The organism is Streptomyces sp. NPDC045021 (assembly GCF_056432645.1).
Genome location: NZ_JBWKIQ010000002.1, coordinates 569,055 through 594,326 on the forward strand (window position 1 = coordinate 569,055; position 25,272 = coordinate 594,326).

General features: G+C 70.7%; 21 protein-coding genes, 5 tRNA genes and 1 riboswitch. Of the genes, 11 read left to right on the plus strand and 15 right to left on the minus strand.

Features of this window, described 5'->3' with window-relative positions; translation table 11 throughout:
• Positions 1–186 precede the first annotated feature (186 nt).
• From AC07DC_RS09695 to AC07DC_RS09705, 3 genes are all read right to left on the minus strand, one after another.
• A tRNA-Phe gene (locus AC07DC_RS09695) sits at positions 187–260 on the minus strand.
• A 4-nt stretch (positions 261–264) separates the two neighbouring features.
• Positions 265–339: transfer RNA gene (locus AC07DC_RS09700), tRNA-Asp, on the minus strand.
• 38 nt (positions 340–377) lie between these two features.
• Positions 378–450 (minus strand) — tRNA-Glu (locus AC07DC_RS09705).
• A gap of 196 nt (positions 451–646) precedes the next feature.
• On the opposite strand from AC07DC_RS09705, the gene AC07DC_RS09710 reads away from it, so the two are divergent.
• From AC07DC_RS09710 to AC07DC_RS09745, 8 genes are all read left to right on the plus strand, one after another.
• Entirely contained in the window at positions 647–997 is a 351-nt protein-coding gene (locus AC07DC_RS09710) for a metallopeptidase family protein (RefSeq protein ID WP_358792894.1), read from the plus strand.
• A 187-nt stretch (positions 998–1,184) separates the two neighbouring features.
• A complete protein-coding gene (locus tag AC07DC_RS09715) occupies positions 1,185–1,655 on the plus strand; it encodes a hypothetical protein (RefSeq protein WP_478913518.1) in 471 nt (156 codons plus the stop codon).
• Positions 1,656–1,948: 293 nt separating this feature from the next.
• Positions 1,949–4,306, plus strand: coding sequence for a DEAD/DEAH box helicase (locus AC07DC_RS09720; RefSeq protein WP_478913520.1), 2,358 nt, complete (start codon positions 1,949–1,951; stop codon positions 4,304–4,306).
• Positions 4,307–4,648: 342 nt separating this feature from the next.
• Positions 4,649–6,211 (plus strand): amino acid permease, encoded by a 1,563-nt coding sequence (locus AC07DC_RS09725; protein WP_478913522.1) that lies wholly within the window; start codon positions 4,649–4,651, stop codon positions 6,209–6,211.
• A gap of 93 nt (positions 6,212–6,304) precedes the next feature.
• Positions 6,305–6,377 (plus strand) — tRNA-Lys (locus tag AC07DC_RS09730).
• 202 nt (positions 6,378–6,579) lie between these two features.
• Positions 6,580–6,652: transfer RNA gene (locus tag AC07DC_RS09735), tRNA-Lys, on the plus strand.
• Positions 6,653–6,876: 224 nt separating this feature from the next.
• Positions 6,877–7,068 carry a ribosomal protein L7/L12 gene (locus AC07DC_RS09740; protein WP_478913524.1) on the plus strand — a complete coding sequence of 64 codons (192 nt, stop codon included), beginning with the start codon at positions 6,877–6,879 and terminating at the stop codon, positions 7,066–7,068.
• A 136-nt stretch (positions 7,069–7,204) separates the two neighbouring features.
• Positions 7,205–7,732, plus strand: a complete 528-nt coding sequence (locus tag AC07DC_RS09745) for a GtrA domain-containing protein (protein ID WP_478913526.1) — start codon at positions 7,205–7,207, stop codon at positions 7,730–7,732.
• Here AC07DC_RS09745 and AC07DC_RS09750 read toward each other — a convergent pair.
• From AC07DC_RS09750 to AC07DC_RS09800, 11 genes are all read right to left on the minus strand, one after another.
• Entirely contained in the window at positions 7,716–9,194 is a 1,479-nt protein-coding gene (locus AC07DC_RS09750) for an MFS transporter (protein ID WP_478913527.1), read from the minus strand. The two genes, AC07DC_RS09745 and AC07DC_RS09750, sit on opposite strands and share 17 nt — an antisense overlap.
• Positions 9,195–9,269: 75 nt before the next feature.
• Complete coding sequence (locus AC07DC_RS09755; RefSeq protein ID WP_478913529.1) at positions 9,270–9,785, minus strand: MarR family winged helix-turn-helix transcriptional regulator; 516 nt, start codon at positions 9,783–9,785, stop codon at positions 9,270–9,272.
• 88 nt (positions 9,786–9,873) lie between these two features.
• Complete coding sequence (locus tag AC07DC_RS09760) at positions 9,874–10,713, minus strand: endo alpha-1,4 polygalactosaminidase (RefSeq protein WP_478914096.1); 840 nt, start codon at positions 10,711–10,713, stop codon at positions 9,874–9,876.
• On the minus strand, positions 10,713–11,423 hold the full coding sequence (locus AC07DC_RS09765) for a spherulation-specific family 4 protein (RefSeq protein ID WP_478913531.1): 711 nt from the start codon (positions 11,421–11,423) through the stop codon (positions 10,713–10,715). The genes AC07DC_RS09760 and AC07DC_RS09765 overlap by 1 nt, the downstream gene beginning before the upstream one ends.
• Positions 11,420–12,502 (minus strand): NAD-dependent epimerase/dehydratase family protein, encoded by a 1,083-nt coding sequence (locus tag AC07DC_RS09770; protein WP_478913532.1) that lies wholly within the window; start codon positions 12,500–12,502, stop codon positions 11,420–11,422. Before AC07DC_RS09770 ends, AC07DC_RS09765 begins: the two co-directional genes overlap by 4 nt.
• A 9-nt stretch (positions 12,503–12,511) precedes the next feature.
• Positions 12,512–13,225 carry a nucleotidyltransferase family protein gene (locus tag AC07DC_RS09775; RefSeq protein WP_478913534.1) on the minus strand — a complete coding sequence of 238 codons (714 nt, stop codon included), beginning with the start codon at positions 13,223–13,225 and terminating at the stop codon, positions 12,512–12,514.
• An 81-nt stretch (positions 13,226–13,306) separates the two neighbouring features.
• Positions 13,307–14,299 (minus strand): GDP-mannose 4,6-dehydratase, encoded by a 993-nt coding sequence (locus AC07DC_RS09780; RefSeq protein WP_478913536.1) that lies wholly within the window; start codon positions 14,297–14,299, stop codon positions 13,307–13,309.
• 84 nt (positions 14,300–14,383) lie between these two features.
• The gene (locus AC07DC_RS09785) at positions 14,384–15,799 is read right to left on the minus strand and encodes a hypothetical protein (RefSeq protein ID WP_478913537.1); all 1,416 of its coding nucleotides are present in this window, start codon (positions 15,797–15,799) and stop codon (positions 14,384–14,386) included.
• Complete coding sequence (locus AC07DC_RS09790) at positions 15,796–17,319, minus strand: DUF3492 domain-containing protein (RefSeq protein WP_478913539.1); 1,524 nt, start codon at positions 17,317–17,319, stop codon at positions 15,796–15,798. The genes AC07DC_RS09785 and AC07DC_RS09790 overlap by 4 nt, the downstream gene beginning before the upstream one ends.
• 177 nt (positions 17,320–17,496) lie before the next feature.
• Positions 17,497–19,743: a hypothetical protein gene (locus AC07DC_RS09795; RefSeq protein ID WP_478913540.1), complete on the minus strand. Its 2,247-nt coding sequence runs from the start codon at positions 19,741–19,743 to the stop codon at positions 17,497–17,499.
• A gap of 608 nt (positions 19,744–20,351) precedes the next feature.
• A complete protein-coding gene (locus tag AC07DC_RS09800) occupies positions 20,352–20,978 on the minus strand; it encodes an N-acetylmuramoyl-L-alanine amidase (RefSeq protein ID WP_478913541.1) in 627 nt (208 codons plus the stop codon).
• 342 nt (positions 20,979–21,320) lie between these two features.
• Here AC07DC_RS09800 and AC07DC_RS09805 point away from each other — a divergent pair, with 342 nt between their 5' ends.
• Positions 21,321–22,553, plus strand: coding sequence for an LPXTG cell wall anchor domain-containing protein (locus AC07DC_RS09805; RefSeq protein WP_478913542.1), 1,233 nt, complete (start codon positions 21,321–21,323; stop codon positions 22,551–22,553).
• Between the two features lie 342 nt (positions 22,554–22,895).
• A riboswitch (cyclic di-AMP (ydaO/yuaA leader) is annotated at positions 22,896–23,032 on the plus strand.
• Between the two features lie 12 nt (positions 23,033–23,044).
• On the plus strand, positions 23,045–24,079 hold the full coding sequence (locus tag AC07DC_RS09810; protein ID WP_478913543.1) for a M23 family metallopeptidase: 1,035 nt from the start codon (positions 23,045–23,047) through the stop codon (positions 24,077–24,079).
• 127 nt (positions 24,080–24,206) lie between these two features.
• On the opposite strand, the gene AC07DC_RS09815 is transcribed toward AC07DC_RS09810, so the two are convergent.
• The gene (locus AC07DC_RS09815; RefSeq protein WP_478913544.1) at positions 24,207–24,494 is read right to left on the minus strand and encodes a hypothetical protein; all 288 of its coding nucleotides are present in this window, start codon (positions 24,492–24,494) and stop codon (positions 24,207–24,209) included.
• 283 nt (positions 24,495–24,777) lie between these two features.
• Here AC07DC_RS09815 and AC07DC_RS09820 point away from each other — a divergent pair, with 283 nt between their 5' ends.
• Positions 24,778–25,212, plus strand: a complete 435-nt coding sequence (locus tag AC07DC_RS09820; protein WP_478913545.1) for a hypothetical protein — start codon at positions 24,778–24,780, stop codon at positions 25,210–25,212.
• Positions 25,213–25,272 lie beyond the last annotated feature (60 nt).

Sequence of the window (25,272 nt, forward strand, 5' to 3'; positions counted from 1 at the left end):
GGGGCTCCGGGCCGAGGGAGTGTGACGCATCGGACAGCGATGAGGAGCCGGGGTGAGGAGCCGGAGGGGCGGGCGAGGCTGCTGGGGCACGACTGCTGGGGGACGTCTGCGGGGGAACGTCTGCGGGGGAACGTCTGCGGGGGAACGACGAAGGCCCCGTCCGGAGACGGGGCCTTCGTCGTGCGGTGGCTGGGGCCGGGGTCGAACCGGCGACCTACCGCTTTTCAGGCGGTCGCTCGTACCAACTGAGCTACCCAGCCGCAGCGGTCCTGACGGGATTTGAACCCGCGGCCTCCACCTTGACAGGGTGGCGAGCACTCCAAACTGCTCCACAGGACCTAGCTATGTGTAAGACGAGTCTCACACACGGTAAAGCGTACCCCCAACGGGATTCGAACCCGTGCTACCGCCTTGAAAGGGCGGCGTCCTGGGCCACTAGACGATGAGGGCTAATTGGCCCGCCTTGGGCGCTTGTCGGCGCCGTCGGGGACGAGAGAAGCATATGGGATGCCGCCGGGTATCGCCAAAACGGTTTACCGGCCGGTCGCGGGGGCGGTCGGGGCCGGGTGCGGGGCGGGGTGAGGGGGCGCCCGGAAGTGGTGCCGTACGCCGGGGGAAAGCGCCGCCCATGACCGACAATGGGCGGGTGCTGGAGATGACGCGCGAGGAGTTCGAGGAACTGGTCGGCGAAGCGCTCGACCGGATTCCGGCCGAGCTGACACGGCTGATGGACAACGTCGCCGTATTCGTCGAGGACGAGCCCGATCCCAAGGACCCCGACCTGCTCGGCCTCTACGAGGGGACACCCCTGACGGAGCGCGGTGAGTGGTACGCGGGAGTCCTGCCGGACCGGATCACGATCTACCGGGGGCCGACGCTGCGGATGTGTGACAACCGTGAGGACGTGGTCGCGGAGACCGAGGTGACGGTCGTTCACGAGATCGCCCACCACTTCGGCATCGACGACGAGCGGCTGCACGCGCTCGGCTACGGGTGACGTGACCGGGTGACGCGACGGCGACGCGGCGGGCGACATGACGGCGGCGTGACGGGTGACGTGGCGCGTGGTGTGACGGGTGACGTGACGGGCGGGGCGCGCCCTGGGGCGTGTCCTGCGGGGTGGCGCGGGCGTTGGGCACCAGAGATCCTGCCCGCCGCGTCCTGACTCCCCGAGGTGCATGCACGTGCCCCCTTCCTCCTCCCGCGCTGCCGCGCGGACTGCCGGAGCACTACTCGCCGCCACCGCCGTCCTGCTGACGGCCGGCTGTATGAGCACCGGGGACTCGCGGGACGATCCGCGGCCGCAAGGGGGCTCGCCGTCCGCGCGGGTCGGCGCGGGGTCCGACGGAACGCTGCCGGACGGCAGCAAGGCGGCGCCGGGCGGCCACAAGGCCAAGCCGAGCGGTTCGCCGTCCGCGTCCGGGTCGCCGAGCGGCGTGCCGTCGGTGGGCGGTTCTCCGGTTGCCGCGAAGCCGGCGCCGTCCCCGGGGGCGGGCAAGCCCTCCGTCGGGCCGGGCGGGCCCACCCCCTCCGCGCCGCCGTCCAGCCCGCAGCCGTCCGCCACCGCCTCGGCGACCACCGACCCCCCGGCGCCCCCAACGACGACGCCGCCCTCGCCGTCGGATTCGCCCGTCGCAACGGCTCCTCCGGCGTAGCCGGGCCCTCCGGCAGGGCCGGCGCATTCGGCCTGACCGGTGTAACCGACATCACCCGCGAATACGCCGTATCCGGTGTAAAGTAGGTGGTCAGCAGCGTCCTCCCGGCCCGATTGGTCAATCGGGCCGGAGATGCGTATGCTGGTAGATCGTTTGATCCTAATGCCCGGCGCCGAATCCGAAGAGCGCCGCGTGGCGCGTTCCTTTTCTCCAGGCTGCTGACCGCATTGAGGCGGTTGTATGCGAACCCCGGAGCTGGCGCGTGCCGAGTCTCCGAGAGGTTCAGCTTTAGCATGCCCATTAACACCGCCGACCGTACCGCCATGCCCATGGACGACTCCGTGGCTGACGACACCACGATCGACACCACGGCCGCGATCACCGACGTCGAGTCCGCAGGGACCGACATCGTCGAGGCCGACACCACCATCAACACCACGGCCGACGAGGCCGTCGTCGCCGACGCTTCCGTCGAAGCGGACACCGACGCGGACACCGACGCCGTGGACGAGGCCGAAGAGGCCGAAGAAGAAGAGCCCTACACCGGCCCGACGTTCGGAGACCTCGGTCTCGCCGAGGGCATCGTCCGCAAGCTCGCGCAGAACGGCGTCACCAAGCCGTTCCCGATCCAGGCCGCGACCATCCCGGACGCCCTGGCCGGCAAGGACATCCTCGGCCGTGGCCGTACCGGCTCCGGCAAGACGCTCTCCTTCGGCCTTCCGCTGCTGTCGCTGCTCGCCGGTGGCCACACCGAGAAGAAGCGCCCCCGCGGCATCATCCTGACGCCGACGCGTGAGCTCGCCATGCAGGTCGCCGACGCGCTGCAGCCGTACGGTGACGTCCTCGGCCTCAAGATGAAGGTCGTCTGCGGCGGTACCTCGATGTCCAACCAGATCTACGCGCTGGAGCGCGGTGTCGACATCCTCGTCGCCACCCCGGGCCGGCTGCGTGACCTGATGAACCGCGGCGCCGCTTCGCTCGACAAGATCCAGATCGCGGTCCTCGACGAGGCCGACCAGATGGCCGACATGGGCTTCCTGCCCGAGGTCACCGAGATCCTCGACCAGGTTCCGGTCGGCGGCCAGCGTCTGCTGTTCTCCGCCACCCTGGAGAACGAGATCGACTCCCTCGTCAAGCGCTACCTGAAGAACCCGGTCACGCACGAGGTCGACGCGGCGCAGGGCGCGGTCACCACCATGACCCACCACGTGCTCGTCGTGAAGCCGAAGGACAAGGCGCCGGTCACCGCCGCCATCGCAGCCCGCAAGGGCCGCACGATCATCTTCGTCCGCACCCAGATGGGCGCCGACCGCGTCGCCGAGCAGCTCATCGAGTCGGGCGTCAAGGCCGACGCGCTGCACGGCGGCATGACGCAGGGCGCCCGTACCCGCGTGCTGGAGGACTTCAAGGGCGGTCTCGTCAACGTCCTCGTCGCCACCGACGTTGCCGCGCGCGGTATCCACGTGGACGGCATCGGCCTGGTGCTGAACGTCGACCCGGCCGCCGACCACAAGGACTACCTGCACCGCTCGGGCCGTACCGCCCGCGCCGGTGAGTCCGGCACGGTCGTGTCGCTGGCGCTTCCGCACCAGCGCAAGACCATCTTCCGTCTGATGGAGGACGCGGGCGTCGACGCTTCGCGCCACATCATCGGCGGCTCGGGCGTCTTCGACGAGGAGGTCGCCACGATCACCGGCGCCCGCTCGATGACCGACGTCCAGGCCGACTCCGTACAGAACGCCGCGGCGCAGGCCGAGCGTGAGGTCGCGGAGATGACCCGCGAGCTGGAGAAGCTGCAGCGCCGGGCCACCGAGCTGCGCGAGGAGGCCGACCGCCTCACCATGCGCTCCGCCCGCGAGCGTGGCGAGGACCCGGAAGAGGCCGTCGCCGCCAAGGCCCTGGAGATCGCCGAGGCCGCGGCTGCCGAGGCAGCCCGGATCGCGGCCATCCCGGTCCAGCCGGAGCCGCAGCGCCGTGACGACCGGGGCAACTACGGCCGTCGCGACGACCGTCAGGGCTCCGGTGGCTACCAGGGCCGCGACCGCCGTGACGAGCGCCCCTCCGGCGGCCGTTCGTTCGAGCGTCGTGACGACCGTCCGTCCTCCGGTGGTTTCCGCTCCGGCGGCGACCGCCCGACCGGTGGCCGTTCGTTCGAGCGCCGCGACGACCGCCCGTCCTCCGGTGGTTTCCGCTCCGGCGGCGACCGTCCCACCGGCGGCCGTTCCTTCGAGCGCCGCGACGACCGCCCGTCCTCGGGTGGCTTCAACCGTGACCGTCGTGACGAGCGCCCCAGCGGCGGCCGTTCCTTCGAGCGTCGTGACGACCGTCCGTCCGGCGGCTTCCGCTCCGGCGGCGACCGCCCGACCGGCGACCGTCCCACCGGCGGCCGTTCCTTCGAGCGCCGCGACGACCGCCCGTCCACCGGTGGTGGCTTCCGCTCCGGCGGCGCCGACCGTCCGGCCTTCAACCGTGACCGCCGCGAAGAGCGTCCGGCCACCGGCAGCGGCTTCCGCACCGGCGGCGACCGCCCCTTCAACCGCGACCGCCGTGACGAGCGCCCCGCCGGCCGCACCTTCGAGCGCCGTGACAGCCGCCCGGGTCAGACCGGCACCGGCTCGATCGACCGCAAGCCGCGCTGGAAGGCCAACTGATCAGGCCTGAACCTGCCTGACTGAACGGGCCCGGACGATGCACTCGCATCGTCCGGGCCCGTTTTTTGTTGCTTCTGTTTGCTGTGGGACCTTCGCGAACGCTCGCAGCATGTCCGCCGGTGACGTCGAAACGTTTCTGAAGAAATGGGCCTAGGGGTCGGGCGCGCCCGGCAGTTGAGCATCGGACGCGGACTGCTCGCCGTGGCGGGTGTGCCCGCGTTCACCGTGCTTCCGGGATGCGGCTCGGCGCCGGTACGGGACCGGGCGGTGGAGTTGCGGCTGCCGTGAACCGGCGGTGGCTGCGGCGCATGTCGTGCCCTCGGCCGGGGAATTGCTGGGGGCATGACAACAGTGCGGAAGGATCTGCCGGATTCCCCCGAGGGGTCCGACGAGGAGCGGTTGCGGCAGCTCGGCTATACGCAGGTGCTGGCGCGTCGGATGTCGGCGTTCTCGAACTTCGCGGTGTCGTTCACGATCATCTCGGTGCTGTCGGGGTGTCTGACGCTGTACATGTTCGGCATGAACACCGGTGGCCCGGCGGTCATCATGTGGGGCTGGGTGGGCGTCGGGCTGATGACGCTCGTGGTCGGGCTGGCGATGGCCGAGGTCTGTTCGGCGTATCCGACCTCGGCCGGGCTGTACTACTGGGCGCGGGCGTTGGCGCCGGAGCGCAGCGCCGCCGCCTGGGCGTGGTTCACGGGCTGGTTCAACGTGCTGGGGCAGGTCGCGGTCACCGCGGGCATCGACTTCGGGGCGGCGAGCTTCCTCAACGCCTATCTGACACTGCAGTTCGACTGGGCGGCCACTCCCGGGCACACGATGGTCCTCTTCGCGGCGATCCTCGTCCTGCACGGCGTGCTCAACACCTTCGGGGTGCGGATCGTCGCCCTGCTGAACGACATCAGCGTGTGGTGGCATGTGATCGGCGTCGTCGTCATCGTCGGGGCGCTCGCGATCGTCCCCGACAGTCACCAGTCGGCGTCGTTCGTCTTCACCGAGTTCGTCAACAAAACGGGCTGGAGCAGCAGCCTCTACGTGGTGCTCATCGGCCTGCTGATGGCGCAGTACACCTTCACCGGCTACGACGCCTCCGCCCATATGACGGAGGAGACGCACGACGCGTCCGTCGCCGGACCGCGCGGCATCGTCCGGTCCATCTGGACGTCCTGGATCGCCGGCTTCGTGCTGCTGCTCGGGTTCACCTTCTCCATCCACAGCTACAGCGGCGTCCTGGGCAGCGACACGGGCGTCCCGCCCGCTCAGATCCTCATCGACGGGCTCGGGGCGACTGGTGGCAAGGCGCTGCTGCTCGTCGTGATCGTCGCCCAGCTCTTCTGCGGGATGGCGTCCGTCACCGCCAACAGCCGCATGATCTACGCGTTCTCGCGCGACGGCGCCCTTCCGTACTCCCGCGTCTGGCACCGGATCAACGAGCGCACCCGCACGCCCACCAACGCCGTCTGGCTCGCCGCCCTCGGTGCGATGCTGCTCGGGCTGCCGTATCTGATCAACCCCACCGCCTACGCGGCCGTGACGTCGATCGCCGTGATCGGTCTCTACATCGCCTACGTCATCCCGACGTTCCTGCGGCTGCGCAAGGGCGACGCCTTCGAGCGCGGGCCGTGGCATCTGGGGCGTTGGAGCCGGCCGATCGGGATCTTCGCACTGGGGTGGGTCGCGCTGATCACCGTGCTGTTCATGCTGCCGCAGGTGAGTCCCGTCACGGCGACGAGCTTCAACTACGCGCCGGTGGCGGTCCTCGTCGTCCTCGGCTTCGCCGCCGCCTGGTGGCTGGTCTCCGCCCGCCACTGGTTCCTCAAACCGGCCGCCGCCGGGGCAACCGCCGCGGCAGCGGACGGAGCCGACACCGCGGCCGACACGGCAGCCGGGACCGGGGCCGGCTGATCCGGGGCGCGGCCCGCCGTGGTCCCGGCGCAGATCATCCGCAGCCGATAAGACTCGGACCTGCGCCCCTCGCCGGGCTATGCTGCGGGTTGCGGGCCATTAGCTCAATTGGCAGAGCAGTGGACTTTTAATCCATTGGTTGTCGGTTCGAGTCCGACATGGCCCACCGTGAGAGCCGCAGGTCATCCCCGGATGACCTGCGGTTTCTCTGTGTTGGGGGTGGCTGGATCCGGCCCTGCGGGCGGACCGCACCCCTCCCGCACCCCTCCTACGTCCGGCCCCTGCCCCTGCCCGCCCCTCTCTGCGGCTGACCGGCGGCGACGCGGCGCGGACCCCCGCCCACGCCCGGCTATGCTGGGAGGAACAACGGGCCGTTAGCTCAATGGTTAGAGCAGTGGACTTTTAATCCATTGGTTGTGGGTTCGAGTCCCACATGGCCTACCCGCAGGCGTACCGGTCTCGCCACCGGCGTCCTGCGAGAGCGCCCCGGTCGGGTTTCCCGACCGGGGCGCGCCTTTTGTTCCGGCCCGGTGGGGCCTTTGCCCACTTCGGTAGGGTCGTGCGCTGTGACGTACATATGGGTGTTGTTCGCGCTTGTCAGTGCCGGCGCGTTGTGTTCCGCGATCGAGCGGAAGGTCGACCGGGTCGATCGCAGGCTCCGGCTCATGGAGCGCCGTCAGGAGTTGATCCTGCGCCACCTGGGCATCGAAGAGGTGGATTCCCCCGACCTGCGGGAGATCAACGAGCTGGTGCGGCAGGGGAAGAAGATCCAGGCGATCAAGGCCTACCGCGGCCTGACGGGCGCCGGGCTGAAGGAAGCCAAGGAAGCGGTCGAGCGGCTGCCCGGAAACGTCTGACCTGCTGGGGAGCGCCCTCCCGGGGTCCGGAGGACGAGTTCGTCAGGGACACCGCTAGGGGGTGGGGTAGGGATAACCCCCAGGAGTAATGGGGCATCCACCGGATGGGTCGGGGTGCTCAGGTGCGGCAAAGTCGGTGACACCCGCCACTGACAAGGAGTTCGACATGGCCGCCACCTCGGTAACAGCCCCGGTCACCACCGGACCGTTGGTGGCATTCGTGCGCTTCGTCGTCTGTGGCGGGGGAGTTGGGCTGCTGTCCAGCGCGGTGTTGCTGATGGTCTCCGGCGAGGTGCCGATCGCGCTGGCGAACGCGGTGGTGACCGTCGCGTCCACCCTGCTCGCCACGGAGCTGCACGGCCGGTTCACCTTCCGGGCGGGACGCGCCGGGCTGAGCGACCACCTGAAGTCCGGCCTCACCGCCACCATTTGCTACCTGTTCACCACCGGCGCCCTGCTGACCCTGCACGCGGTCCACCCGAACCCCGGGGCGCTGCTGGAGCAGGGCGTCTATCTGTCGGCGTCCGGCCTGGCGGGCATCGGGCGCTTCGTGGTCCTGCGGGTCGTGGTCTTCGCGACCGGCGCCAGGGCGGCGGCCGGCACCACCCGTACCGTCGGCAGGAAGGCCCTGCTGACCCGCCGGGCGGTCACGGTCGCCGCGTAAGCGGCTTACGTGCAGGGAGGGTCGTCGCGGCGAGGACCAGCGCCACCGCGATCAGCCCCGCGCCGACGCCGAAGGCGAGGTGGTAGCCACCGGTCAGCGCCTCGGGGACGGAACGCCCGGCGCTCAGCAGGTGGCCGGTACGGGACGTGGCGAGGGTGTTGAGGAGCGCGAGGCCGAGCGCTCCGCCGATCTGCTGGGTGGTGTTGAACAGGCCGGAGGCGACGCCCGCGTCCCGTTCGGTGGCGCCGGACATTCCGAGCCCGGTCAGGGCGGGAATCGCCAGGCCGAAGCCGCCGAGGGAGAGCATCACAGGCAGCAGGTCGACGAGGTAGCCGCCGTGCACCGGGACGCGGCTGAGCAGCAGGAGCCCGGCGAGCAGGACCGCCAGACCGGAGACGACCATGGTGCGCTCACCGAGCCGGGCGGTCAGGCGGGCGGAGAAGCCGAGCGAGACGATCCCGATCACGGCGGCGGACGGGAGCAGGGCCAGCCCGCTGCGCGCGGCACCGTAGCCGAGCACGTGCTGCATATAGAGGACAACGAGCACCTGGAAGCCGAACAGTGCGGCGATCATGAGGATCTGGATCGCGTTGGCCCCCGACACCTGGCGGGAGCGGAACACCCGCAGCGGCAGCAGCGGGGCGACGGCCTTCGCCTGGCGGAGGACGAACCCGGCGAGCAGGGCGGCCGCCAGGGCGCCGAGACCGAGGGTGCGGGCCGAGGCCCAGCCGTTCTCGCCGGCCTTGACGATGGTGAAGACACCGAGCATCAGGCCGGCGGTGACGAGCGCGGCGCCCGTCGCGTCGGCCCCGGAGCGCAGGCCGAGTCCGCGGTCGGGAACGAGGATGCGGGCGGCCAGCACCGCCGCGGTGACGCCGATCGGCAGGTTGATGAAGAAGATCCAGTGCCAGCCGGCGGACTGGGTGAGAACGCCGCCCAGCACCAGGCCGATCGAGGCCCCGGCCGCACCGACGAAGCTGAACGCGCCGATCGCCCTGGCCCGCTCCCGCGGCTCGGGGAAGAGCGTCACGATCATGCCGAGGCTCACCGCGGAGGCCATCGCGCCGCCGACGCCCTGGACGAAGCGGCCGGCGATCAGCAGCTCGGGGGAGCCGGCCACCCCGCACAGCAGGGAGGCGGCGGTGAAGAGGGTGATGCCCGCCAGGAACATGCGCTTGCGGCCGATCAGGTCGCCGAAGCGGCCGGCCAGGAGCAGCAGACCGCCGAACGCGATCATGTACGCGTTGACGACCCAGGCGAGGTCCGGCTGCGAGAAGCCGAGGTCGCTCTGGATGGCGGGCAGCGCCACGGTCACGATGCTGCCGTCCAGGATCACCATCAGCATCCCCGCGCAGAGGATCGCGAGGGCCGCCCACCGGGACCGGTCCTGGGACGAGGTCTGCGGCTGTCGTCGTGGCTGGGTCCGCGTCGTCGTTTTCGTCTTCGTCTTCGTCAGCGACATGAGGTCGTCTCCCTGTTCGAGGCCGGCAAGAGAGACGCTAACAGATAGTTTTGTAATAGACGATATTTTTCGGAACTAGATTCGTGCCTCCCGGGCCCGCCGGACCGGGCGCGGGGATTCCACGGGAGTGGAGAGTCGGCCCTCTGCCAGCCGCTGCAGGGCGCTGGCGAAGACCTTCCGCTCGCCCTCCGGAAGCGTGCCGAGCACCTCGCCGTGGATGCGGTCGATGATCGCCAGGCCGTCGGCGATGTGCTGCTCGCCGGCCTCGGTGACCGAGATGATCCGCGCCCGGCGGTCGGTGCTCGACGGGCGGCGCTCCGCGAGCCCGGCCTTCTCCAGCTCGTCCATCGTCACGACCATCGTGGTCTTGTCGAGGTCCGCGAGCTCCGCCACCTGCGCCTGGGTCAGCTCGCCCGTCAGCGCGTGGGCCAGCACGCAGTGCAGACGCGGCGAGCTGTCGATCTCGACGAGCGCCGCCGTCAGTTCGGTGGTGAGCACATGCGCGATGTGCTTCAGCTGGAACGTGAGGTCCGGGACGCGTCGTACCGGCGCGGCGGGCCGGTGGGTGTCCGGAGTCGCTTTGGGTGCCATGCCGCGAGGGTAACAAATTCGTCCGATACGGGATCTTCCCGTAGGGGAGGACATGGCGGGTGGGCCGGATTCGGCGTCAGACACGGACCTAGCAGGACCGGCGCCACGCGTCGAGATTCAGGTGCTTGAGCAGCGAGCTGAGGCCCAGCCGCCGGGTGATCGGGCAGAACTCCGTCGTCGGCAGGGAGTACTCGGCGTGGAACACCGCCTTGCCCGCCGTGATGAACGGGGTCAGCTCGTCGCACTCGTCGTTCTGCGCGCACTCCTCGTTGACGGCGAAGTCGAAGTCGCCGACCAGCTGCGGGATCTGTTCCAGGTCGTTCTTGAGGCCGACAGACATACCGCGCTCGTGGGCGAGCCCGGCGAGCATGCGGTTGTACGCGAGCTGGTCGGCGGCGGTCAGCGGGAAGCCGGAGCGGTTGGTGTAGGCGTCCATGAGATCGGGCTCGACCCCGTCGAAGCCCTTGGCGCGGCACATGTCGAAACGTTGTGCCATCAACGGGCGCAGGATGTCCGTGCGGCGGATGTCGAGCCACCGCTCGCCGTTCCACCCGTTGCCGAGCCCGAGGAGGGCGGCGGGGAACGCCGTCCGGTCGGGGCGGAAGTCCTCCCAGGCACCCGCGTTGACGTAGCAGACGACCCTGCGCCCGTCGGCGTGCAGCCGGGCGACGGTGGCGGCGTCGTTCTCGAAGCCGTCGATGTCGTAGACGGGTACGTCGATGCCGGTGTCGATCTTGCCGCTGAGCTGCCACTGCCAGGCGGTGCCGGGACGCGGCTGCCAGCGGTCGGACGGCGGGGCGGGGATGGGGGAGGGGTGGACGTCCGGGCCGGGTCCGGGGTCCGGGGTGCTGCTGCAGGCGGCGAGCGCGAGGAGAAGGAGCGCGATCAAGCACGTCAGGGGCAGGGAGCGCGCGACCGGCCTGCGGATCAACGGGTCTCCTCCTCCTGGTGCTGATGCCGGCGGTACGTCCCCGCGACATCGATGAGGTCCGGAGTGACACCCTGCCAGGGGTTGGCGCCGGTTCCCGGGACCGCGCAGTGCACGGCCGCGCCGCGCAGCCGGGCGGTACGGGAGGCGAGGCCGCACAGCCTGGCGGGCACGTCGTACACCAGATGGCAGAAGTGCTCCGCCGGATACGTACTCGTCCAGGCCGGTACGGCCGCCGCCGCGCGGTACGTCGCCCAGCTGCCCTCGAACGTCACCAGCAGATCGGCGAACTCGGCGTACCCGGGCGCTGGGTGCACGCCCGGGTTGAGGACGACCGTCCGGGCACCACCGGCTCGCGCGGACCGCGCGAGCCGGCGGTAGTAGGTCAGCAGGCCGCCGTCGGCCGCGGCCTGGTCGAAGAAGACGCCGTCCGTGCCGTACCACTTGCGGTGGTGGAGCAGGTCGGCGACGACCGCGTGGGCGGGGCGGCGGCCGTACGCGGTGTCCACGTATCCGAGGACGCGCACGCCCGCCGCCCGCAACTCCCCGGCCACTGCCACGAAGGCGGGGTCGCGGGCCGGGCCCGGCCCGTCGGCGACGTTGAGCACGACGCCGTAGAGCAGGTCGGCGGCGCCCACCAGCGTCCGCCAGGCCTCGGGGTCGACGGCCGGGTGGACGTAGAGCGGGACGAGGAGCTGCCCGCCGTTCACGGCGCGGCCGGGACGGCGGCCGACGCCTGGGGCGGGACGGCCGCCGGGGCTTCCGAAGACGCCCCGGACGACGTCCCGTCCGACACCGCCGCGCCCTCGTTCCACAGGTCCGCGAGCGACTGCGCGAGGGTGAAGCGGGGGCGCCAGCCCAGGGCGGCGGCCGCCGCGGAGATGTCCGCGCGCTGCCAGGACACCGATGCCGAGCGGTGCGACCCGGCTCCGCTCTCCTCGATCCGGCCGCGGAAGCCCGACGCGGCGACCAGCCCGTCCGCGATCGCGCGCACCGAGGTGGCACCGCCGCCCGCGATGTTCAGGATGCGCGGCAGCGGCTCCGGAGCCATGGCGGCGAGCACGACGGCCCGCGCCACATCCCGTACGTCGACGTAGTCGCGGTACGCGGACAGGTCGCCGACCCGGATCACGCCCTCCACGCCGTCCGGGAGCACTCGCCGCAGCTCGGCGGCGAGTCGGCCCGGAAGGCTCGCCGCGGGCGACCCCGGGCCGATCGGGTTGAAGACCCGCAACACCGTGGCCTCCAGGGGCGATTGGGTGACGATGAGCGTGCCGGCCAGCTTCGTGGCCCCGTACGCGCCCGGCGGCCGGGTCGGTGCGGATTCGTCGATCGACCGGCCGGGGGTCGTGACCCCGTACTCGCCGGCCGAGCCGAGGTGCACGAGGCGGGCGGTGGGCGCGGCCCGCCGCAGTGCCTCGCACAGGACGGCGGGACCGCGGGTGTTGACCTCGGCGAGCCGCAGCGGGCTGCTGCCCACCGCGCCGGCGCAGTTGACGACGGTGTGCGGATCCAGCGCGTGCAACGCCTCCGCGAGCGCGCCGACGGAAATGGTGGCGAGGTCGATCGGCAGGTCGTCGACCGACCGGCCGTCCGGCGCGCCGGACAACGGGCCATCGGAGGCGGAGGCGTCGGAAAGGGTGTCGGTGAAGGCGGTTGCGGAGGCGGATACGGGGAGTGGGGCGGGCCGGCCGCCGCCGAGCACCCGCACGCCCGGGAGGGCGCGCAGCTGCCCGGCGACGTGGCCGCCGAGGAATCCGGTGGAACCCAGACAGAGAATGCGTCGCATGGCGTCGGTTCACGCCCCCTTGAGCAGCAGTCCGCGGTGGGTGGTGAACTCGGCGTTGGCCCGGTCGTAGTCGTCGGGACGTCCGATGTCGAGCCAGTAGCCGTCGAAGTCGTACGCGCTCGGCGGCGTCTTCGCGTTCAGCAGGTCGAGCACCAACTCGTCAAAGCCGAGCGGCAGTCCCGGCGTGTAGCTGAGGAGCGTGGAACGGGACAGGCCGTACACGCCCATCGACACCCGGTAGTCGATGCTCGGCTTCTCGGTGAAGGCCACGACGTTCCCCGCGTCGGTGGTCAGCACCCCGAAGTCGATCTTCACCTTCCGGGCGTAGGTGGCGATGGTCAGCGGGCTGTCCGCGGTCTCGTGGTGCCGCAGTACGGCGCCGAAGTCCAGGTCGGTGAGGATGTCGCCGTTCATCACGAGGAACTGGTCGGGCAGCCGGTCGAGCATGGTGAGCAGCGGCCCCATCGTGCCCAGCGGGCTGTCCTCGGTGGAGTAGCCGACGCGCATCCCCCACTGCGAGCCGTTGCCGACGTAGGCGCGGATGATGTGGCCCAGGTGGCCGATGGCGATGGTGCAGGTGGTGAATCCGGCGTTGGCCAGCTGCCGCATCACGATCTCCAGGATCGCGTGCTGGTCGCCGATCGGCACGAGCGGCTTCGGCAGGGCGGTCGTGTACGGCAGCAGCCGGACGCCCTTGCCTCCGGCCAGGATGACTGCGTGCATGGTGGGTGGTCCCCCTTCTGACCTGGCGGCCAGATGTCACGTCCGGTTCCGGGAGTCGATCCGGAACCGGAAATTCCGATGTCAGATGTTGTAGAGCGAGGTCTTGTAGCGGGCGAGGTTCGCCGGGTCGCGGAAGAAGTCGATGGTGTGTTCCAGGCCCTGTTCCAGGCTGTGGTCCGGGGCCCAACCGGTCGCCTCGCGCAGTCGCGAGGCGTCGCAGACCAGCCGCATCACCTCGGAGCCGGCCGGCCGGATGCGCTGCTCGTCCTCGACGACGTCCAGGTCGGTCTCCATGAGCTTGCCGATCAGCTGCACCAGGTCACCGACGGAGATCTCGCCGCCCGTCCCCGCGTTGAAGGTCCGCCCGACCACGCTCGCCGCGGGCGCCGTCCCCACCGCGAGGAACGCGCGCGCGGTGTCCCTCGCGTAGGTGAAGTCGCGCGTCGGCCGCAGATCGCCGAGCGTGATGGTCCGCTCCCCCGCGGCCACCTGCCCGATGACCGTCGGGATGACCGCCCGCATGGACTGCCGCGGGCCGAAGGTGTTGAACGGCCTCAGCGTCACCACGGGCGTGCCGAAGCTCGCGTGGTAGCTGTCCGCCAGGCGGTCGCCGCCCGCCTTCGAAGCGGCGTACGGGGACTGGGTGTTGATCGGGTGGTCCTCGGAGATCGGTACGGTCTGCGCCGTGCCGTACGTCTCGCTGGTGGAGGTGTGCACCAGCCGCGGGATCTCCAGCCGGCGGACGGCCTCCAGCACGTTCAGCGTGCCGGTGACGTTGGTGTCCACGTAGGAGTGCGGGGCCAGGTACGAGTAGGGGATCGCGATGAGCGCGGCCAGGTGGTAGACGGCCTCGGTGCCGTCCACCAGTTCCCGGACGGAGCCGGGGTCGCGGACATCGCCCAGGACCACGTCCACCTGGTTCATCGTCTCGGCGGGCAGCGTCTCCAGCCAGCCGAAGGACGAGAACGAGTTGTACTGGGCCATCGCGCGCACCCGGTGTCCTGAGGCGACCAGCGCCTCCACCAGGTGTGAACCGATGAAGCCCTCGGCGCCGGTGACGGCTACCAATGTCATGTCGAATGCTCCGGTTTCTCGAAAGGATCGGGGACGGGGACGGGGAAGGGGACTGGGACGGGGACGGAAGGACGACGGGGACGGTCAGCGGTGCGACGTGGCTCGTCCCAGTTGGGCGCAGGCGAGGGCGCCCAGTACGGCCGCCGCGCTCGCGCAGACGGCCAGTTGCACGGCCGGATGGTCACCGAACTCCCAACCCAGGAAGGCGATTTCGATCGCCGCGGCCGCCAGGCAGACCAGCGCGGCGGGCCACGCGGCGCCGAACGCCTGGAGCAGCAGCGAGAGCCACAGCACCGCGCCGAGCGTCAGCAGCGCGCACAGCCGCAGCGGACCGGGCGCCGGTGCCCCCGGCCAGAGCGCGGTGAGGGCCGCCGCGAGCGCCGAGAGGACGATGACGTACCCCGCCAGGCACCCCAGCAGGGCCGAGGCGGCCCTGGTCCGGAAGCCGCCCGCGTCGATGCTGCGCCGCAGCGCGGCGACCCCGCGGCCGCGGAAGCGGTACAGCAGCCATTCGGCCGCGCCCATGCTCAGCGTCAGCGCGACCGCCGAGACGCCCGCGCCGAGAGCCAGCATCAGGACCAGCACCGCACTGGCCAGCCCGTACAGCCCGTACGGCAGGGAGGCGGTGAGCGGCGGCGGGGCCGGCGCGCCCACCTCGGGAGGGGTGCGCAGCCCGCGCACGACCTGCCGGCCGGCGACCAGCAGCGCCGCCACCGGGGTCGCGACGACCAGGCAGGCCCGCACCCCGGAGGGCAAGTCCCACACCAGCAGCAGCGCGGCACCGACCGTCGTCGGGGCGAGGGCGAGCAGCAGATCCCGTTCCCGGCCCAGCACCAGCAGCGCTGTCGCCGCCGCCAGATAGCTGGACTGCCCGACCGCGAAGGCGGCTTCGCTGCCCCTCGACGCGCAGGCGATCGCGACCGCCGACGCGAGCCCCGCCCCCGCAGGTGCGCCCCGCAGCAGGCAGCGCGCGGTCGCCCGCCGCCCGTCCGAGCCGAGCCGCAGATAGGCGCGGTGCGCCAGCGCCTGGTTCCAGGCCCAGCCGGCGAGCGCGGCGGCCGACAGCGCCACCGTTCCCGCGGGCAGCCCGAACGCGTCAGGAGGACCCGCCAGCAGCGTCCCTCCCAACACGTACGCCAGCCCCGGCAACCCGAAGACGATCCCCCGCAGCAGGCACCGCCAGGGGTCGATCCGCCAGGGATCGGGGCCCGGCTCCGGCGCGGGGTAGCGGCGCTTGTCGGCGCTCCGCGCGTGCAACTCCTCGGCCAGCGCGAACAGGTCGTGCCGCCCGTAGCGGTGCACGATGAGCTCGTGCGTCAGCCCGTCCGACTCCAGGACGGCGGCGATCTCGTCCGCGTGCACCGCGGCCGCGCACACCTCGCCGAGCCGCTCGGCCAGTTCCTCCAACGGGTCCTCGGCCCAGGAGGGCCTCCGGCGCTGCTGCGGCACCGTCGGCAGTGCGCCCCCGTCGTGCGGCACCAGCCGCAGCGGGCCGCTCACTGGGCGGCCTCCGTGACCGCGGTGTCCTCGACGGCCGTGGGGCCGTGGTGGCCGTGCTGGTTGCGGGACTGCCACTCCACCCCGACGGGGGTGAGCACGAGCCACGGCTGCCGGGCCGACAGTTCGCTGTAGATGCCGCGGAAGGTCTCGATCGTCTGCCGCAGCGTGAACTGGTCGATCACCCGCAGCCGCGCGTCCCATCCCATGGACGCCCGGGTCGCCGGGTCGCGCAGCAGGACGAGCGCGGCCTTCGCCATCGCGGCGGGGTCGCGGGGCGGGACGACCAGCCCCGCTTCGCCGACCGCTTCCCGTACGCCCCCGACATCGGTGGAGACGGTGGCGCGTGCGCAGGACATGGCCTCGATGAGGGTGAACGGGAACCCCTCGCTGATGCTGGAGAGCATCACGACGTTCCCGGCCGCGTACGCGTCGCGGATGTCCTCGACGCGCCCCTCGAACGTCACCGCGTCGCCGACGCCCAACTCGGCGGCCAGCGCGACGCATCGGTCGCGGTATCCCTCCCCGCCCCTCGGCGTTCCGCCGAAGAGCCGTAGCAGTGCCTGCGGCAACTCGGCCCGGACGAGGGCGAAGGCGCGGATCAGCGTCTCCAGGTCCTTGATCGGGTCGACCCGCCCGGCCCAGCTGAGGGTTGGCACGGCCGGTTCCGGTCCGGCCATGGGGAAGGCGCCGGGGTCGACGCCGTTGTACACGGTGCGGATCCGCTCGGGCGCGGTGCCGCCGCGCTCCTCCCAGCGCCGGTTGTAGCGGCTGCCGGGGGTGACGAGCGCGGCGCGGCGGTACGACTCCTCGGCGAGCAGCCGGTAGAAGCCGAGCATGAGGGCCTTGACGGGCCAGCCGTACGGGCCGGTCCGGTAGCCGAGATACCGCTCGCGCAGATAGACGCCGTGCTCGGTGAGGAGGAACGGCGTGCCGTGCTCGTGGTGTGCCAGCAGCCCGGGAAGGGTCGCGAGGCCGCCGCTGACCGCGTGCGTGATGCTGCCCGGCCGGGGTTCGGCGGAGAGCGGACGCAGCGCGTGTTCCAGCAGGTCAGTGGCGGTCAGCGCGTCATGCAGGGTAGGGCGGGCCGCCGCGGCGGCGACCTGCGGCCGGTTCCAGACGTCGATGAGGATGCGCAGGGCGTCCTCGGAGCGGAGCGCCGCGGAGAGCGTTCCCGCGCGGGCCAGCGCGGCCAGCGCGTACAGCTGGGGAGCGAACTCCCCTTCGGTGGCCGGGTCGAGCAGGGCCAGCAGGAAGCGTTCGTAGCCGGCCCGGAACAGCTGCGCCTGTCGGCCGCGGGGCGCGCGGCCGGCCGGTGGCTTGCCCCATAGCGGTATCTCGGTGAAGTCCCGTACGTTGCCCGGGAGATCCCAGGCGAGTGACTCCCGACCGGTGCCGGTCACGGCTATCAGTCGGAAGTCGAAGTCCGGTATTCCCCGGACGAGTTGGTCGCACCACACGCTCACGCCGCCGTGGCTGTGCGGGTATGTGCCCTCGGTCAGCAAGGTCACCTGGGTCTGCATGGCGTATCGGTCCCCCCACGGGTCCGTCGGTGAAGTGCGCCGCGCACGTTCTTCGCGGCGCTGGAGGGCGCTGGAGCGCCGGCTGTGTGCCGGCGGCTCCAGCGCCTTGGATTCCGGTCGTGTCACTCGGTGGTGTCACTCGGTCGTGCTGCTCAGCTGTGGTGCGGAACCGCTCCGCTACCGCCGTGCTGCCTTGGTGCCGCGGCGGTGCTGCTTCTGCTTGGCGGTGTCACCGGGGCCGTACGGAACCGGATCGGTCGCACCCGTGGGCACGGGCAGCGCCTGCGCCGGGGCCTTCGCCTGGGCGTCCTTGGCGCTCTGGGCGGTCTTGGCCGACGTAGCGGTCGCGACGGCGGGGGTTGCGGTGGCCGCGAGCTTGAACGTCACCGAGCTCTGCAGCGCGCCAGGCGCCACCCAGCCGGAGAGCTGTCCTGCGTAGGCGCCACCGAAGGCGGTGGTGCCGATGAGCTGCGCCTGGCGGGTGCCGGCGGGCATGGTCGCCGACGACTGCAGGCCGCTCGGCGCGGTGACGGTGACGGTGTCACCGATCCGGTACGCGGTGATCTTGTTGGCCTTGACGGCCGTGTCCCAGGCGGCGCGCTTGGCCAGCTCGGCGGAGATGTCGGCCATCCGGAGGCTCACGACGGGTGTGTTGGCGGCGTACAGGTTCTTGTAGTCGCCGAGGATCTTCTCCATGACCGGATAGGCGATCCGGTCCTCGGCGAAGTTCGACTGGTGGACGTAGTGCGGCCGCGGGTTGTTGGACAGCACGTGCCCGAGGTCCGTCCGCGCCTCCAGCGGCACGATGTACGAGGCGTAGCCGGTCGCCGTGTCCAGCGGCGTGTCCAGACAGGTGGACGTCGCGGAGCCCTCGCAGATGCCGCTGCCGCCGTCGGCCGCCCTGGTGTAGATCCAGTTGTACTCGTCGACCTCCTCGCTCGCCCTGCCCGCGTTGTAGAAGACGTTCATCGGGAAGCGCGGCACCGTCAGTGCCGGCCCGACCTTGCGCTGCTGCGGGTCGCGCGAGTTGTCGCTGCCCAGGACCGTCACGCCGGTCGCGGTCAGCGCCGGGGCGAGGTTGGGGTTGTCGACGGGCTGCTGCGGCAGGATCTTCAGGCCGGAGTGCTCACCGGTGAGCAGTTCCTGCTTGTTGACGGTGAGGCCGTGTTGGGTGGCCCAGGTCGTGTTGTCCTTGATCTGCGCGGTGATGTCCGCCTTGGTGGTCCACACCACCGATCCGGTGGTGGTGGTCGAGCACTTCCACGGCACCACCGAGACGTCCTGGACGCAGCCGAGGAACGGGTGGGTGTAGGTGTGGTTGACCCAGTGGTACGCGCTCTTGTCGGCGATGAGCTGCGTCGCGAGCGGGTCGGTACCGCCGTGCTCCGCTTTGTAGTCCTCGCTGCCGCCGCCGTTGTACATCAGGTCCGGCGTGAAGCCGTTCGCCGCCGACCACTGCTTGAGGTAGGTGGCGTCCGCGGGCGTCATCCGGATGGGGTCCGGATCCGACTGGTCGGTTCCGACGGCGCAGTCCACGTCGCCCGGAGTGCAGTTGAGCGTGGCGTTCCAGCGGTCGTCGCCGAGGAACACGTCGTCCATGTGGAGCGCGAAGTAGTTCCGGTCGGCGCCGAGGTGGACGCCCTGGGTCATCCACTCGACCATGCCGCGGGCGAGCAGCCGGAACTGCTGCTGGTACTGGTTGTAGACGAACGTCACGACCAGCTCGCGGCGGCCGTCGTGGCTGTACTGGCCGACGAGCGAACCGCGTGAAGCGGTTCCCGGGATCGGTGCGTCCACGTAGCTGGTGAACGTGGCTCCGGCGGTCTGGGTCGCGAGCGGCGTGGCGAGAAACCCGTAACTCTCGCTGACAGTCGGTGAGTTGTCCTCGAACGGCACGTTTCCCTTGAGGTAGCCGAAGGGTCCGGCGGTGGGCGTCACCGCGGCGGTGACACCGTCCATCGAGCCGATGTAGCCGGGGTCCTGCGCGTAGTTCAGTCCGACCTCGGGCCGGGCGTAGGTGTACGCGTCGACCTGCGGGATGCCGAAGGCCGTCTCGTACGCGGCCAGTGCCGCCATCTCGGCGGATCCGGCGCCGAACGGGTTGTCGTTCGGCAGCACGACGGCCTGGAACTTGGCGCGCGGCCTTCCGTTCACGGTGTCGCTCAGATAGGCCGCGGTGATCTGCGGCCGGCTGGCGCTGTTCAGGTCGACGGTGGTGTACGGCGTGCCCGCGCTGTCGAGTTCGGCGGTGATGGCCTGCGTGGCAGGTCCGCCGTCGTCGAGGACGAGCACCCGCAGATCGATCCTGGGTGTGACGGCCGCGGTGGCGGTTTCGGCCGCGGAACTCGGTCCGGCCGCGGGCCAGGTGAGGGTGAGCATCGCCGCGGCGGTGCACGCGGTGGCAAGACGGGTCGTTCGACCCATGGATTCCTCCCCCGGGAGGGCACGCCGGAACAGCCCTTTCAGGCGTCCCCGGCCCTCCCTATTTCCAATGAACTGGGTTGCGTGGGAAACGTGCGACCGTCAGATCTCCCCGTCTTGAGGTCGCCCGTGTCACATCGTGGAGCAAAGGGGAGGGTTTGTGGAGAGGAATCGAGAAGGCGGTGAAAAAGGCACAGCATTGTTCATTTCCGAAAGCGGGAGGAGGGCCCTCGGGGCATCGTGTGAGGTAGGAGCGATTCGGGAGAGGGATGAGTTTTCGCAGGTTGACGTACGTGTGATCGAATAGTAATCAGCGGAAACGTTAAGGCAGTTTCCCGAGGTCGGCGGCCTCGTGATGCATAAATGCGCACCCCTGGAAGCGGCCGGAATTCACGGACAAGTTACTGTCCAGGATCCGTCTCCGCTGTGTTCCGATTTCGTAACAGCGGGGCCCCTGGAGTTCTGGAAGGAGTTTAGGGCGCGGCGTCGATTCACGATTCAGTGGCGGGCGTGCTGTGAACGTCCCGCGGGCGTCGTTGCGTGCGTGCTGCGGGCGTGCCGCTGACGTCCTCCGGGCGTCCCGCCGACGTCCTGTGGGCGTCCCGCGGGCCTCAGACCCCGTTGACGAGCCGGATGTACCGCACCCAGTCCCAGTTGGGTCCGGGGTCCGTGTGGTCCGTGCCGGGGACCTGGACGTGGCCGATGATGTGGTCGCGGTCCTTGGGGATGCCGTACTTGCCGCAGATCTCGGCGGTGAGCGCGGCGGAGGAGTGGTACATCGCGGTCGTGAAGTACGCCGGCTGGTCCACCCATCCCTCGTGCTCGATGCCGATGCTGCGCGTGTTGTAGTCCCAGTTGCCCGCGTGCCAGGCGATGTCGTGCTCGCGCACGCACTGTCCGATCGAGCCGTCCGAGGACTTGACGACGTAGTGCGCGCTCGCCTTGTGCGCCGGGTCCTGGAAGACCCGGATCGTGTCGGCGTAGGTCTCCTGCGTGACGTGTATGACCACGAGGTCGATCGGATAGCTCGTGGTCCGGTTCGACACCGTGTAGTTGCTGGTGCTCGCGGGGGACCAGACGGCCGACGGGTAGTCGACCGCCGCCGCGTCGGCGACCGGACCGGCGCCGGCCCGGTTCGCGGCGGCGAGGCCGGCGGCGGCCGCCGCGGCGCCGAGGGCGAGGCCGCCGCGCAGCAGTGCGCGTCGGGAGGTGGCCGGCTCGCCGGGGGTGCGGTTCATGGAGGCTCCCTGGGACGTCATGGTGGGGGGCGCGGTGCATGACCATCAGTTGGGGCCCGACCATGGTGGGCCCGGGGCGGGAGGGCTGCCAAGGGCCTGGCCGATTGGCAGTGGTCCAGACCGGTGAAGAGGGCGCGGGCGGATCGGGTCAGCACGTTCGTGACCACCGCTTTCGCCGTTACACGGCAGTGACGCTTCCCCTACGAATCAGGGATCGACCGCGTGTGAAGATTTCCTCATCGCAAGCCGCCAGGGCCGAACGGGAACGCTGAACGGAAAGCCGCGCGGGGCGCAACATCCAGCTCCACCCACCACGTTCACGCTTCCCGGGGGGGAACCATCATGTCCGCTCGCACCCTGTCCCGCCGTCCACGCCTCGTCGCCGCCGTGGCCGTCGCCACCGCCGTCTGCGGCACGGTACTCATGCCGGCTGTCGCGTACGCCGACGCCCCGGCCACCAAGCCGCTGCACATCGCGTTCGGCACCCCGTCGCCGACCGGCCCGCTCGCCCGCGGGGGGGCGACCGAGTCCTACACCGTCAGCGCGACGAACAACAACGCCAAGGCCGTCGAGTTCAACGCGAACGTCTTCGGCATCCCCAGCGGCCCGAGCCCGCTCGACGGCTCCGAGGTGAAGTTCGCGGTCGAGCCGGTCTCGGCACCGGCCACCGACATCGAGGTGGGGAGGCAGGACATGGCGATGCTGGTCAGCCTGCACCCGCACGGCACGAAGACCGGCCTCTTCTCGATCCCGGCCAAGGCCACGTACACATGGAAGATCACCGTCGGGCTCAACGCGAACTTCCCCGCCAACGACGGAAACCTCACCCTGACCTTCGACACCGGCAGCTACGAGGACAACCCCTCGCACTCGATCCCCTCGATCTCCTTCCAGGCCAGCCCCTCGATCAGGATCGGCACGATTACGGATCACTTCGGCGGCTCCACCAAGGTGTCGGCCGCGAAGTCGGCGGTCTTCTCGCTCGATGTCCGCAACGAGGCGGGCGGTCGGTTCAGCAAGTCCCTGCGCACCCAGCTCACCGCGCTGGGCACCGGCGGCGACCCGGAACTGAACCTGTTCGTGTGGATCGACGGCCGCTGGGTCGAGGTCGTGGCCCCGGACCACGTCAACACGTGGCTGGTGCCCGACATCCCCGCCGGCTTCTCCGAGGGGACGTACCACTACAAGCTCATGCTCACGGTGCCCGCGGGCAAGGCCCCCAAGACGGCCAAGGTCCTCAACCTGACCGCCCAGACCGCTCTGAGCAGCGGCAACACCAGCGTCATCACCGAGGCCGCCGAGAAGATCACCGTTCTCCCCGCGGCCCCGGTCACCACTCCGACCGGCACACCGACCGCCACGCCGACCCCGTCGGCGCCCGCGACCACGAGCAGCCCCGTCCCGTCGGCCTCGCCCACCACGAACGCGCCCACCACCACCAACACCAAGGGCTCCCTCGCTCGCACCGGTGCCAACGGCAGCAACGGCACCCTCGTCGCCGGCGCGGGCGTCCTGGTCGCCCTCGGCGCGGCCATGGCCTTCTTCGGCCTCCGCCGCCGGCGCCACCAGGGCTGACCCCCTGCGCGCAGCCCTACGACATGAGCTGCGCCCAGCGACTGCGTGACGCCCCGGCCGGGATCATCCGGCCGGGGCGTTCGCCGTGAGGGGCTGAGATGACCACTGCCATCACCGTGTCGTCGCCCTCACCCTCCGTAGCGGAGCAAATCCCCTCTGCATAACAACTGACACACGCTCACATCACTGTCAGGTCACTCCGATCAGCCCTCTTCGCCCGATTCCGTCCCGTCCATTCCATTAGTCCCATCCGTCAACTCCTCCGTTCGGCTTGGAAAAGACCCCCGGCTCAATTAACGTTCGATAACGCAGCGCGGTCGTCACTGCCGCCGTAGAGGCGGCACCGTGCGCTTGCCGAATCCCGTCCGCGGGAACCGGGGACCCACTCATTGGGGTGAATCGGGCTGCACTTTGGCCCGTAGGAGACCTTCCTGCTCCGAACCCGTCAGCTAACCCGGTAGGCGAGAAGGAAGGAAAGGAGAGCGCCACCCGTGGCGTCGAACCAACCTGCCTACGCCCCTTCCCCCGAGGCTCCAGAAGCCGGCGAATGGGACGAATGGAACCCCACCGCGGAGTCCGTTGCCCCGGATCGGGGCAAGCACCGGCTCCCCAAGCCGCGTTCCATAGCCCGTGGTTCGACCGTGCTGAGCGTCGCGGCCGTGGCCGCGATGGGCGCGGGGGGTATGGCGGCCGCCGCCGACAAGTCGCCGGTGCCGATCTCGCTCCCGGATCTTCCCGATCTGCCGGATGCGCCGGACCTCCCGAAGCTCTCCGAGATGCCGGGGATCAGCGCCCTCGTGGACGCGGACGATCCGTCGCCGTCCACGGCGTCCGCACCCCAGAATCCGGGTGCTCGGCCCGCCGCGGCCACCACGAACTCATGGGCGACGGACGCCGGCGAGGCGCTCCGCACCCGCATCCTCGACCACGTGGCCCAGGAGCGCGACGCCGCGGACCGGGCGGTGCGCGACGCGGCCGCCGGCGAAGCGGCGGTGACGGCCGCCAAGGAGGCAGCCGCGCAGAAGGTGCGCGACGCCGCCGCGGCGGCGAAGGCCGAGGTCGTTGCCAAGAAGAAGGCCGCGGAGGTTGCCGCCGCGAAGGCCGAGGCCGAACGCCTCGCCGTACTGGCGGCCTCGTACACCAAGCCGGTCGCCTCGTACACGCTCACCGCGAGCTTCGGGGAGTCCAGCTCCCTGTGGGCCAACACCCACACCGGCCAGGACTTCGCGGCCCCCACCGGTACGCCGGTGTCCGCGATCCACAGCGGCACCATCACGTCGGCCGCATGGGCGGGCTCGTACGGCTACCGCATCATCCTGACCCTCGATGACGGCACCGAGATCTGGTACTGCCACCTCTCGTCCATGGTGCAGACCTCGGGCAAGGTCACCACGGGCGAGACGATCGGCCGGGTCGGCGCCACCGGCAACGTCACCGGACCGCACCTCCATGTCGAGGTCCGCCCGGGAGCCGGCGACCCGATCGACCCGATGCCGTGGCTGCGCGACCACGGCATCGCCGTCTGACCCCGGCTCAAAAGCCCAACGGCCCAACAGTCCAACCGCGAAACCCGACGGCCCCGGTGACCCCCCCGCACCGGGGCCGTCGGCCTGCCCGGCGGGCCTACGACAGTCCGGCCTACGACAGTCCGGCCTACGACAGGTCGACGATGTCCTCCGCGTAGAGCGTCTCCAGCGGCCGCGGGCCGATGTACTGCTGGCAGTTGCACGGCCGGGCCTCGTACGAGACGGGCTTCTTCTCGCCGTCCCACGCGGTCGGCGTCTGCACCACCTCGTGGCACTTGCCCTGCTTGTCGTGCTTGGCCAGATGGTGCGTGCAACCGCAGATCGCCTCCGGCGGCCGGTTCGCCGCCTGCAGCGCCCGCTGCTTCTCGCCCTCCGCGGAGATCAGTTCGACCTTGCGCTCATGCCGGGTACGCATCGCATTCCGGAACCGATTGCCCCACCAGCCACCACCCGACAGGACGACCCACGCAATCGCCCACACGTACCAGCCCACGACCGACCGCCCCCATCCTCCGCTGCACGCTCGCACCTCATGTGGCGTGAAGTTGCATCGTAGTTGTCATCCTTGATGGCGGCGAAGGTGCCTGTGGAGCAAAAGCGTCCTTGACGGACGCAGACACTCCACGCAATTGTCACCATCACGCTGCAAGCGGATCGCAGGTCGCAGGCGAAACGATGCCGCAGGGTAGGCCGCCCGAATGCCGAATCCTTGCTCCCATGACGCAGTCGCTCTCCGCGCCCTCGCCGGCCGTCAGCGCAACCTCGCCACGCTTCACCAGTTGGCCATGGTGGGGGTGTCCACGTCCACCGTCTCCAAGCGCACCCGTGCCGGTGGCCCGTGGCAGCGGATCCTTCCGCACGTTTACCTTCTCCAGACCGGAGCAGCCGACCCGCACCAGCGACTGTTGGCCGCGGTTCTGTACGCCTCGGCGCGGGGCGACGAGAACCGCCGCCCGCCGACCGCCCTCCTCACCGGCCGTGCGGCCCTCGCCCTGCACGGGATCCGTGCCGCTGCGCCGGAGACGGCGGCGCGGGACGGTGCGGTGTCCGTCCTGGTCGAGAACACCCGCCGGATCGCGGGTGCCTCGTGCGTACGGATCGTCCGCACCCGGCGCTGGCCGGGCGGCACCTAGGTCGAGGGCATCCCCTCCGTACCCGCTCCGCGTGCCGCCGCCGACGCTGCCGCGTACTGG

Coding starts and splice junctions, on each gene's coding strand:
- AC07DC_RS09720 (WP_478913520.1), top strand. CDS start 1,949: ATGCCCATTAACACCGCCGACCGTACCGCCATGCCCATGGACGACTCC.
- AC07DC_RS09725 (WP_478913522.1), top strand. CDS start 4,649: ATGACAACAGTGCGGAAGGATCTGCCGGATTCCCCCGAGGGGTCCGAC.
- AC07DC_RS09740 (WP_478913524.1), top strand. CDS start 6,877: ATGGAGCGCCGTCAGGAGTTGATCCTGCGCCACCTGGGCATCGAAGAG.
- AC07DC_RS09750 (WP_478913527.1), bottom strand. CDS start 9,194: ATGTCGCTGACGAAGACGAAGACGAAAACGACGACGCGGACCCAGCCA.
- AC07DC_RS09755 (WP_478913529.1), bottom strand. CDS start 9,785: ATGGCACCCAAAGCGACTCCGGACACCCACCGGCCCGCCGCGCCGGTA.
- AC07DC_RS09770 (WP_478913532.1), bottom strand. CDS start 12,502: ATGCGACGCATTCTCTGTCTGGGTTCCACCGGATTCCTCGGCGGCCAC.
- AC07DC_RS09775 (WP_478913534.1), bottom strand. CDS start 13,225: ATGCACGCAGTCATCCTGGCCGGAGGCAAGGGCGTCCGGCTGCTGCCG.
- AC07DC_RS09780 (WP_478913536.1), bottom strand. CDS start 14,299: ATGACATTGGTAGCCGTCACCGGCGCCGAGGGCTTCATCGGTTCACAC.
- AC07DC_RS09790 (WP_478913539.1), bottom strand. CDS start 17,319: ATGCAGACCCAGGTGACCTTGCTGACCGAGGGCACATACCCGCACAGC.
- AC07DC_RS09795 (WP_478913540.1), bottom strand. CDS start 19,743: ATGGGTCGAACGACCCGTCTTGCCACCGCGTGCACCGCCGCGGCGATG.
- AC07DC_RS09800 (WP_478913541.1), bottom strand. CDS start 20,978: ATGAACCGCACCCCCGGCGAGCCGGCCACCTCCCGACGCGCACTGCTG.
- AC07DC_RS09805 (WP_478913542.1), top strand. CDS start 21,321: ATGTCCGCTCGCACCCTGTCCCGCCGTCCACGCCTCGTCGCCGCCGTG.
- AC07DC_RS09815 (WP_478913544.1), bottom strand. CDS start 24,494: ATGCGTACCCGGCATGAGCGCAAGGTCGAACTGATCTCCGCGGAGGGC.
- AC07DC_RS09820 (WP_478913545.1), top strand. CDS start 24,778: ATGCCGAATCCTTGCTCCCATGACGCAGTCGCTCTCCGCGCCCTCGCC.